Below are 9,747 nucleotides of genomic sequence, written 5' to 3'. Positions count from 1 at the left end.
CCGTGTGCACGGTCCGGGGGCAGCGGCGTCGATGCGTCGTCGGCTACTTCTTGCGGCCGCGCTTCTCCCGCACCCGCACCGAGATGTGGATCGGGGTGCCCTCGAAGCCGAACTCCTCACGCAGTCGGCGCTCGACGAAGCGGCGGTAACCGTGCTCGAGGAAGCCCGACGCGAACAGCACGAACCGCGGCGGCTTGGTGCCGGCCTGCGTGCCGAACAGGATGCGCGGCTGCTTGCCGCCCCGGATCGGGTGCGGATGCGCGGCGACGATCTCGCCGAGGAACGCGTTCAGCCGGCCGGTCGGGACACGCGTCTCCCAGCCCGCCAGCGCCGTCTCGATCGCCGGGACCAGCTTCTCCATGTGGCGGCCGGTGAGCGCTGAGACGTTCACCCGGGGCGCCCAGGCGACCTGCTGCATCTCGGTCTCGATCTCGCGCTCGAGGTAGTAGCGGCGCTCCTCGTCGAGGTCGTCCCACTTGTTGTAGGCGACGACGATGGCGCGGCCGGCCTCGACGGCCATGGTGATGATGCGCTGGTCCTGGACGCTGATGGTGTCCGTCGCGTCGATCAGGATGACCGCGACCTCCGCCTTCTCGACGGCGGCGGCCGTGCGCAGCGAGGCGTAGTAGTCGGCGCCCTGCTGGAGGTGGACGCGCTTGCGGATACCGGCGGTGTCGACGAACTTCCAGGTCACGCCGCCGAGTTCGATGAGCTCGTCGACCGGGTCACGGGTGGTGCCCGCGAGCTCGTTGACGACGACGCGCTCCTCGCGGGCGACCTTGTTGAGCAGCGACGACTTGCCGACGTTCGGACGGCCGATCAGGGCGATCCGGCGCGGACCGCCGACGGCGGTGCCGAAGGTCTGGGCCGGCGCCTCCGGCAGGGCCTCGAGGACGGCGTCGAGCATGTCGCCCGTGCCGCGGCCGTGCAGCGAGGAGACCGGGTGCGGCTGGCCGAGGCCGAGCGACCACAGGGCCGTCGCGTCGGCCTCTCCGCTGGGTCCGTCGACCTTGTTGGCGCAGAGCACGACGGGCTTGCCGGCCCGGCGGAGCAGCTTGACGACCGCCTCGTCGGTGTCGGTCGCGCCGACCGTCGAGTCGACGACGAAGACGACCGCGTCGGCGGCCTCGATGGCGTACTCGGCCTGGGCGGCGACGGAGGCGTCGATGCCGAGGACGTCCTGCTCCCAGCCGCCGGTGTCGACGACCTTGAAGCGGCGGCCGGCCCACTCGGCCTCGTAGGTGACGCGGTCGCGGGTGACGCCGGGCTTGTCCTCGACGACCGCCTCGCGGCGGCCGATGATGCGGTTCACCAGGGTCGACTTGCCGACGTTCGGGCGGCCGACGACGGCGAGGACGGGCAGCGGGCCGTGCCCGGCCTCCTCGATCGCGCCCTCGACGTCCTCGACGTCGAAGCCCTCTTCCGCGGCGAGCTCCATGAACTCCGCGTACTCGGCGTCGCCGAGCGCTCCGTGGTCGTGCTGGTCGTTCATGAAGTCCGTTCCTCGTTCGTCACTGGACCGTGTCAGTCGCGCGGCCCATTACTCAAGTCTGTCCTAGCGCCCGGTGAGGCGCTTCGCGTCCGCCAGGTGGGCGGTCAGGTGCTCCTGGATGCGCACCGTCGCCTCGTCGAGCGCCTTGCGCGTGCGGCGTCCGCTGCCGTCCCCGGCCTCGAACGCGTCACCGAAGACGACGTCCACCTTGCTGCGCAACGGAGGCAGTCCCTTTATCAACCGTCCGCGGCGCTCGGTGCTTCCCAGCACCGCGACCGGGACGATCGGGGCGCCGCTGCGCACCGCGAAGTACGCCAGCCCGGCACGCAGGGAGGCGAAGTCGCCCTCACCGCGGGTGCCCTCGGGGAAGATCCCGAGGACGCCGCCGTTGTCCAGCACGCCGAGCGCGGCCGTTATGGCGGTGCGGTCGGCGGTCGTACGGTCCACCTTGACCTGTCCGATCCCGATGAGGAACGGATCCAGGGGGCCGACGAACGCCTCCTTCTTGATCAGGAAGTGCACGGGCCTGGGCGCGGTGCCCATCAGCATCGGCCCGTCGATGTTGTGCGCGTGGTTCACCGCGAGGATGACCGGCCCCGCTGCCGGCACCCGCCACGCGCCGAGGACGCGCGGCTTCCACAGTCCGTACATCAGCCCGATGCCGATGCCCCGCCCGACGGCCGCGCCCTTCTGTGAGGGAACGGTCACCGGGCGGCCTGCTTCCGCGTGCTGTCGGCCGCGCCCCGCTTCTCGTCGTCGCCGGTCGCGCTCCGCCTCGACTGCGCTTCGGCCGAGTGCCCCTCGACCTGCGCTGCGTCCCGGTTCCGCCGCTCCTCGACGAGAGTGACGACGCATTCGATGACCTGCTGGAGCGTGAGGTCCGTGGTGTCGACCTCGACCGCGTCGTCCGCCTTGGCGAGCGGCGAGGTCTTACGGCTGGAGTCGGCCGCGTCCCGCTTGATCAGGGCTTCACGGGTGGCCGCGACGTCGGCGCCCTTGAGCTCGCCGCTGCGGCGGGCCGCCCTGGCCTCCGGGGACGCGGTCAGGAAGATCTTCAGATCGGCGTCGGGCAGGACGGTGGTGCCGATGTCACGGCCCTCGACGACGATGCCCTTCTCGGCGGCCTTGGCGATGGAACGCTGCAGCTCGGTGATCCGGGTGCGCACCTCGGGCACCGCGCTGACCGCGCTGACCTTGGCGGTGACGTCCTGCTCGCGGATCGGGCCGGAGGCGTCGAGGCCGTCGACGGTGATCGTCGGTGCCGACGGGTCGGTGCCGGACTCGATCACCGGCTTGCCGGAGGCGGTCGCGATCGCGGCGGGGTCGGACACGTCGATGCCGTTGCTGATCATCCACCAGGTGATCGCGCGGTACTGCGCGCCGGTGTCGAGGTAGCTCAGCCCCAGCGCGGAGGCGACGGCCTTGGAGGTGCTCGACTTGCCCGTGCCGGAGGGGCCATCGATGGCGACGATCACGGATTCCACGGTGTCGGACACCTTCCTGGTTCGTGGGAGTGGGCACGGCGGGAGTGCCGAGGGGCCCAGCACAAGGTTACCGAGTGCGGACGACCACTTCTGCACCCGTACGCCGGGGCCCCGGAGCGGCCCCTTGACACGGCCCCCGGACGCTCCCTCGGCCGGCCGCCCGGAAGCGGCCGGGCCGGGTCCTGCCACTGCTCCGTCCGCCTCCCGGCCGGGAAGCGCTCCGAGCCGCCGGCCGTCTACTGACGGATCGACCAGCCCCGTTCCCGCAGCGCGGCGGTGAGCACCGGCGCCGCCGTGGGCTCGACCATCAGCTGGACGAGTCCGGCCTGCTGCCCGGTGGCGTGCTCGATGCGGACGTCCTCGATGTTCACGCCGGCGCGGCCGGTGTCGGCGAAGATGCGGGCCAGCTCGCCCGGCTGGTCGCTGATCAGTACGGCGACGACCTCGTAGGCCGCCGGTGCCGTGCCGTGCTTGCCCGGTACCCGTACCCGTCCGGCGTTGCCGCGCCGCAGGACGTCCTCGATGCCCTCCGCGCCGTCCTGGCGCTTGGACTCGTCGGAGGACTGGAGGGACCGCAGCGCTCGGACCGTCTCGTCGAGGTCGGCCGCGACGCCGGCCAGCACGTCGGCCACCGGCCCGGGGTTCGCCGAGAGGATCTCCACCCACATCCGGGGGTCGGAGGCCGCGATCCGGGTCACGTCGCGGATGCCCTGCCCGCACAGCCGTACGGCGGTGTCGTCGGCGTCCTCGAGGCGCGCCGCGACCATGGAGGAGATCAGCTGCGGGGTGTGGGAGACGAGGGCGACCGCCTTGTCGTGGGCGTCCGCGTCCATCACGACGGGCACGGCACGGCAGAGGGCGACCAGCTCGAGGGCGAGGTTGAGGACCTCGGTGTCCGTCTCCCGGGTGGGGGTCAGCACCCAGGGGCGGCCCTCGAAGAGGTCGGCGGTGGCGGCCAGCGGGCCTGAGCGTTCCTTGCCGGACATCGGATGCGTGCCGATGTAGGCGGACAGGTCCACGCCCATCGCCTCGAGCTCCCGGCGGGGGCCTCCCTTGACGCTGGCCACGTCGAGGTAGCCGCGGGCCACGCCGGCGCCCATGGCCTCGGCCAGCGTGGTGGCGACATGCGCCGGGGGCACGGCGACGACGGCGAGGTCGACGCGGCCCTCCGGCCGCTCGTCCGTGCCGGCTCCGAGCGCGGCGGCGGTGCGGGCACGCTCGGCGTCGTGGTCGACGAGGTGCACGGCGACGCCGCGTCCCGCGAGGGCCAGCGCGGCGGACGTGCCGATCAGTCCGGTTCCGATGACGAGCGCGGTTCTCACTGGGCGATGTCCTTGCGGAGGGCGGCGGCTGCGCCGAGGTAGACATGGGCGATCTTCGACCGGGGCAGGTCGGACTCGACGTGCGCGAGGATGCGGACGACGCGCGGCATGGCCCCGGCGATGTCGAGTTCCTGCGCGCAGATCAGCGGCACGTCGACGATGCCGAGCCCGCGCGCCGCGGCCGCGGGGAAGTCGCTGTGCAGGTCGGGGGTGGCGGTGAACCAGACGCTGATCAGATCGTCGACGGCCAGGCCGTTGCGCTCGAGGATGGCGGTGAGCAGCTCGCCGACCTGCTCGCCCATGTGTCCGGCGTCGTCCCGTTCCAGTTGGACGGCTCCGCGGACCGCTCGTACCGCCACGTCGTGCTCCTTCGTTCCTACCTGCCGGTCCTGCCGGCCGGGTGCTCCGTTTCAGCGTAGTCAGCGCGCGGCGCGGCGGCCGCGGCGACCGCTCTGCGAGACACGTCGACTCCGCGAGTCGCGGGCCGTCCGGTCCGGCCGTCGACCGGCCGTGCGTGGAGGCGCACACTGGGCCTGGGCCGGCGGGCGGACACGACTGCCCGGTTGCTTCTTCTCCGCCCGTTCGGAGGCCAGGATGCTCGTGCCCCGGGCGGTCGGGGGCGACGAACAGAGGAGAGTGTCATGGACACGAGCCGACGGACGGTTCTCGCGGTGGGTGCGGCGGGCGCGGCCGCGCTGGTGGCGGGATGCGGGAACGGAGACGGTGGGGAGGATCCGGCCACCCGGCCGCCGGACGCCACGCCCACGGAACCCGGGCAGGACTCCCCCGCGCCAGGTGGCGAGGAGCTCGCGAAGACGGCGGACATCCCGGTCGGCGGCGGCAAGGTCTTCGCCGACAAGAAGATCGTGGTGACGCAGCCGGAGTCCGGCGACTTCAAGGCGTTCTCCGCGGTCTGCACCCATCAGGGCTGCACGGTCGCGAACGTCTCCGACGGAACCATCAACTGCCTGTGCCACGGCAGCAAGTTCGGGCTCGCGGACGCCTCCGTGGAGGCGGGCCCGGCGACGAAGCCCCTGCCGCAGGAGCGGATCACCGTCTCGGGGGACTCGATCCGGCGAAGCTAGGCGCTGTCCGGGCGCGACCTGGCGCCTCCCGTACGGGGCCAGGCCCTGTCCGGGCACGACCTTGCGCCTCCCGTAGCCTCTCGGGCATGACGCCGCTGACACTTGTCCGCGACCACACGGTCTACTCCTGTGTCATGGGGTCGCGCGCCTTCGGGCTGGCCACCGACGACAGCGACACCGACAGGCGCGGTGTGTTCCTCGCGCCCACACCGCTGTTCTGGGGCTTCGAGAAGCCGCCGACGCATGTCGAGGGACCGGCAGAGGAGCAGTTCTCCTGGGAGCTGGAGCGCTTCCTCGAACTGGCGCTGCGCGCCAACCCGAACGTGCTGGAATGCCTGCACTCCCCGATCGTCGAGCACGTCGACGAGACCGGTCGCGAACTGCTGTCCCTGCGCGGGGCGTTCCTGTCGAGCCGCGCCCACGAGACGTTCGTCCGCTACGCGACGGGCCAGCGCAGGAAACTCGAGGCGGACGTGCGGCAGCACGGCGCACCGCGCTGGAAGCACGCCATGCACCTGCTGCGTCTGCTGGGCAGTTGCCGCGATCTGCTGCGCACGGGCGAGCTGGTGATCGACGTGGGTGCGGACCGCGAACGGCTGCTCGAGGTCAAACGGGGCGAGGTGCCGTGGGACAGGGTCGAGTCCTGGATGACCCGCCTCGCCGCCGAGGCGGACACGGCCGCGACCACCTCCCCGCTCCCGCCCGTCCCGGACCGGGCCCGCGTGGAGGACTTCCTGGTGCGGGTCCGGAGGGCGTCGGCGGGCTGAGAGATGACCGGCCGGGGACGACCGTGGCCGGTCCCGGCTCAGGCGTCCCAGAGCGCACCCAGCGTGACGAGCTCCCCGCGATACTCGATCCGGTCCGCCCACTCGCGCGGCCACGCGCCGGCGCCGAGGTGGGCGCCCGCGAACGCGCCCGCGAGGCAGGCGATCGAGTCGGAGTCGCCCTTGGTGCAGGCGGCCCGGCGGAGGGCCGTGAGCGGCTCCTCGGGAAACATCAGGAAGCACAACAGGCCCGTGGCCAGCGCCTCCTCCGCGATCCAGCCGTCGCCGGTGGTCAGGCAGGGGTCGAGCTCCGGTTCCGGTGAGCGCACGGCGGCGGCGAGCCGTTCGAGGATCTGCAGGCACTCGTCCCAGCCGCGCGCGATGAAGGCCTCGGGCGTCGCGTCGTGCGAGTAGGTCCACAGGTCGCCGAGCCAGCGGTGCAAGTACCGGCTGCGGTTCTCGTAGGCGTACGAGCGCAGCTGGCCCACCAGACCGGTCGGCTCCGCCCCCTGCGCCAGCAGGAACACCGCGCGGGCCGTGAGGTCGCTCGCGGCGAGGGCGGTCGGGTGGCCGTGGGTGAGCGCCGCCTGCAACTGCGCCGCGCCGGAGCGCTGTTCCTCGCTCAGGCCCGGTACGAGGCCCACGGGTGCGACGCGCATGTTCGCCCCGCAGCCCTTGGAGCCGATCTGGCTGGCCGCCTGCCACGGCAGGTCGCTGTCCAGCTTCTGGCAGGCGACCAGGCAGGTGCGGCCGGGGGCCCGGTTGTTCTCCGGCGAGTGGTACCAGTCGACGAACTCCTCGCGCACCGGCCTGACGAGCCGGGACGCCACGAGCAGGCCGCGCGACATGGCCGTGCGGATGCCGCGTGCGAGGGCGAGGGTCATCTGGGTGTCGTCGGTGACGATCGCGGGTGTGGGGAGTTCCATCTGCCGCCAGGGCCCGCACTTGGCGAGGATGGCGGGCACGTCGTTGAACTCGGTCGGGAAGCCGAGGGCGTCGCCGAGCGCGAGCCCGGTCAGCGCCCCGGTGGCGGCCTGCTTGGTGATGGTCCTGGTGCTCCTCGTCGTGGTCATGTCTGCTGCCGTCCCTCGGGTCGCAGGAGTGGTGGGTGCAGGGCGGACGCGGCTCCCGCCCGGTAGAGCGCGGCCGGTTTTCCGCGGCCGCCGGTGCGGCGCGGTTCGCCCTCGACGGCCTCGACGAAGCCGGGGGTCGCCAGCACCTTGCGCCGGAAGTTGGGGCGGTCCAGCTCGACGCCCCAGACGGTCTCGTACACCTGCTGGAGTTCGCCGAGTGTGAACTCACGCGGGCAGAAGGCGGTGGCGAGACAGGTGTACTCGAGCTTGGCGCCGATGCGGCTGTGCGCGTCGGCGAGGATCGTGTCGTGGTCGAAGGCGAGCGGCGTGGCCGACGAGAGCGGTGTCCAGCGGGCGTGCGCCGCGTCGCCGCCGCCGCGCGGCTCCGGCAGGTCCGGTACGAGCGCGGTGTAGGCGACGGACACCACGCGCATCCTCGGGTCGCGGTCCGGGTCGCTGTAGGTGCGCAGCTGCTCGAGGTGGAGGTCGGCGGCGGTCTGCTCCGTCAGGCCGGTCTCCTCGGCCAGTTCGCGGCGTGCGGCGGTCTCCGCGGACTCCCTGGGGAGCAGGAATCCGCCCGGCAGCGCCCAGGCGCCCCGGTAGGGCTCCTGTCCGCGCTCGACCAGGAGGACGTGCAGCCGGCTCTCCCTGACCGTGAAGACGGCGAGGTCGACGGTGACGGCGAACGGTTCGAAGGCGTACGGGTCGTAACCCGCCGGGCGGGTGTCGCTCATCGTTTCTCCGGGAGGGGTTCCGCGAGGTCCCAGCCCTCGGCGATCAGTGCGTCCACGGCGGCGACCGCGGTGGCGAGCCGCCGCTCGTGCGGTCCGGTGAGCTCGACGGTGCGGCGGCCGGTGCGGGCGAGTTCCTCGCGGAAGCGGCCGGTCATCCAGGGCCGCAGATGCTCTCCGTCGCGCAGGCCGTCGTCCTCGAAGTCGACGCCCGTGTGGTCGGTCAGCAGCCACAGGTGCTGGCGGCGCGGCTCGGGGGGCGCCGGGTAGGGGCCGCCCATGTAGCGCTCGTGCCAGATCGTCGTGGCGAAGGCGTCGGTGTCGCAGACGACGACGGGCGAGCCGGCCCGCGCGGCGTGCTCCTCGAGCACCGCCTGTCGCCGTGCGATCAGCGGGAACTCGTCGGAGGAGAACGTGACCTCGTCCCAGCCGGCGCCGGGGCGCCGTGCGCGCAGGGCGGCCAGCTTGTGTTCGCTGAACTCCCGTCCGTACTCGGGCACACAGCGGGTCGGCGCCCACACTCCGCCGCGCCGCCGGTAGTGCTCGGCGAGCGCCCGGGCCATCGTGGTCGTGCCGGTGGACTCGGCGCCGAGGACGACGACCCGCCGGGCGAGCGCGGCGCGCACCGGCGGCTCGAGGAAGTCCCAGCAGCCGAGGGGGTCCTTGCGCACGGCGGTGCCGGAGACCGGGAAGACACTCCGGTCGGGGTCGACGCAGACGGCGTCGGCGCCGAAGCGGCGGCCGAGCTCCGCGCCGTACGCCTCCGAGGTGAAGACGGCGTCCACCCGGCCGGGGACGGCGGCGCGGAAGACGGCCATGTGGGCGTCCCACACATCGGGGTCGTGCACGTCCACCGGGGTTTCGTCCATGGTGCCCACGACCCGTACCCCGGGGTGCACTTCGCGCATCCACGCCACGCGGTCGGCCAGCGGGATCGTCTCGACGGACGAGGCGCACACGAGGACGGTGAGCCGTTCGCAGCGGTCGGCCGCCGTCCGTACGAGGTGGTGGTGGCCGGCGTGCGGCGGGTAGAACTTGCCGAGGACCAGGCCGTGTCCGTAGCGCCTCATACGGCCACCGCCTCACGCCGTGCGGACAGGTCGCGCGACCAGCCCCGCAGCCCGGCGACGCACAGCGCCATGAAGCCGATGTAGAGCAGCGACGTCAGATAGAGCTCCTTGTACGCGTACAAAGGCACGTACACCACGTCGGCGGCGATCCACAGCCACCACGACTCCAGGCGCTTCCGGCACTGCCCGTACGTCGCCATCAGCGACAGGGCCGTGGTCAGCGCGTCCCAGAAGGGGACGGTGGAGTCGGTGGCGCGGTCGAGGAGGAGGGTGAGGGCGAGTGTCCCCATCACCCCCGCCGCGAGCAGCCAGGTCCACTCGGTGCGGGTGGTGCGCCGCACCGGGAGGACGGAAGAACCTGGTCCACCCCCGTGGGTCCAGGTCCACCAGCCGTAGGCGGCGAGGGTGATGAAGACGACCTGCAGGCCGGCGTCGGCGTACAGGCCCGCCTGGGTGAAGAGAAGGATGAAGAAGACGTTGTTGGCGATGCCGATCGGCCAGTTCGCGATGTGCTGGCGGGCGACGAGCCACACACAGAGGGCGCCACTGCCGAAACCGAGGAACTCGGTCCAGCTCACCGGGGTCCCGAGCACGGTGAACAGCGGCTGCTGCAAGGGCCCGAGGATGTCTGCGAGACTCACGCCCGCCTCCTTAATAGTCATGTTGACTATAAAGCAGCCGCGACGACCGCCACAAGGCTTTTACGACGGCGAAGGGCCCGTGACC

General features: G+C 72.4%; 10 protein-coding genes and 1 pseudogene. 2 read left to right on the top strand and 9 right to left on the bottom strand.

Annotation, left to right across the window (positions count from 1 at the left end; translation table 11 throughout):
- Positions 1 to 43: 43 nt before the first annotated feature.
- The 5 genes and pseudogenes from der to aroH form a co-directional block, all read right to left on the bottom strand.
- Positions 44 to 1,492 carry a ribosome biogenesis GTPase Der gene (gene der, locus ACWGH4_RS23605; protein WP_441266568.1) on the bottom strand — a complete coding sequence of 483 codons (1,449 nt, stop codon included), beginning with the start codon at positions 1,490 to 1,492 and terminating at the stop codon, positions 44 to 46.
- Between the two features lie 63 nt (positions 1,493 to 1,555).
- Positions 1,556 to 2,143: a lysophospholipid acyltransferase family protein gene (locus ACWGH4_RS23600; RefSeq protein WP_229835337.1), complete on the bottom strand. Its 588-nt coding sequence runs from the start codon at positions 2,141 to 2,143 to the stop codon at positions 1,556 to 1,558.
- Between the two features lie 173 nt (positions 2,144 to 2,316).
- A pseudogene (gene cmk, locus ACWGH4_RS23595) lies at positions 2,317 to 2,988 on the bottom strand ((d)CMP kinase); the annotation flags it as partial.
- A gap of 224 nt (positions 2,989 to 3,212) precedes the next feature.
- Positions 3,213 to 4,298: a prephenate dehydrogenase gene (locus ACWGH4_RS23590; protein WP_453464147.1), complete on the bottom strand. Its 1,086-nt coding sequence runs from the start codon at positions 4,296 to 4,298 to the stop codon at positions 3,213 to 3,215.
- The gene (gene aroH, locus ACWGH4_RS23585) at positions 4,295 to 4,657 is read right to left on the bottom strand and encodes a chorismate mutase (RefSeq protein WP_005319263.1); all 363 of its coding nucleotides are present in this window, start codon (positions 4,655 to 4,657) and stop codon (positions 4,295 to 4,297) included. Before aroH ends, ACWGH4_RS23590 begins: the two co-directional genes overlap by 4 nt.
- A 282-nt stretch (positions 4,658 to 4,939) precedes the next feature.
- Here aroH and ACWGH4_RS23580 point away from each other — a divergent pair, with 282 nt between their 5' ends.
- Positions 4,940 to 5,383 carry a Rieske (2Fe-2S) protein gene (locus ACWGH4_RS23580; protein ID WP_453464144.1) on the top strand — a complete coding sequence of 148 codons (444 nt, stop codon included), beginning with the start codon at positions 4,940 to 4,942 and terminating at the stop codon, positions 5,381 to 5,383.
- Between the two features lie 86 nt (positions 5,384 to 5,469).
- A complete protein-coding gene (locus tag ACWGH4_RS23575) occupies positions 5,470 to 6,150 on the top strand; it encodes a nucleotidyltransferase domain-containing protein (RefSeq protein WP_453464141.1) in 681 nt (226 codons plus the stop codon).
- Positions 6,151 to 6,188: 38 nt separating this feature from the next.
- Here ACWGH4_RS23575 and ACWGH4_RS23570 read toward each other — a convergent pair whose 3' ends face one another.
- From ACWGH4_RS23570 to pnuC, 4 genes are read right to left on the bottom strand one after another with little or no spacing between them, the layout of a single operon-like run.
- Positions 6,189 to 7,220, bottom strand: coding sequence for an ADP-ribosylglycohydrolase family protein (locus ACWGH4_RS23570; protein ID WP_453464138.1), 1,032 nt, complete (start codon positions 7,218 to 7,220; stop codon positions 6,189 to 6,191).
- Positions 7,217 to 7,954 carry an NUDIX domain-containing protein gene (locus ACWGH4_RS23565; RefSeq protein WP_441266573.1) on the bottom strand — a complete coding sequence of 246 codons (738 nt, stop codon included), beginning with the start codon at positions 7,952 to 7,954 and terminating at the stop codon, positions 7,217 to 7,219. The genes ACWGH4_RS23570 and ACWGH4_RS23565 overlap by 4 nt, the downstream gene beginning before the upstream one ends.
- The gene (locus ACWGH4_RS23560) at positions 7,951 to 9,021 is read right to left on the bottom strand and encodes an AAA family ATPase (protein WP_453464135.1); all 1,071 of its coding nucleotides are present in this window, start codon (positions 9,019 to 9,021) and stop codon (positions 7,951 to 7,953) included. The genes ACWGH4_RS23565 and ACWGH4_RS23560 overlap by 4 nt, the downstream gene beginning before the upstream one ends.
- The gene (gene pnuC, locus ACWGH4_RS23555) at positions 9,018 to 9,662 is read right to left on the bottom strand and encodes a nicotinamide riboside transporter PnuC (RefSeq protein ID WP_453464132.1); all 645 of its coding nucleotides are present in this window, start codon (positions 9,660 to 9,662) and stop codon (positions 9,018 to 9,020) included. The genes ACWGH4_RS23560 and pnuC overlap by 4 nt, the downstream gene beginning before the upstream one ends.
- Between the last annotated feature and the right edge of the window lie 85 nt (positions 9,663 to 9,747).

The organism is Streptomyces sp. NPDC054847 (assembly GCF_053610925.1).
Note: the sequence above shows the minus strand (reverse complement) of the source record. Positions and strands in the feature narration are given on the sequence as shown.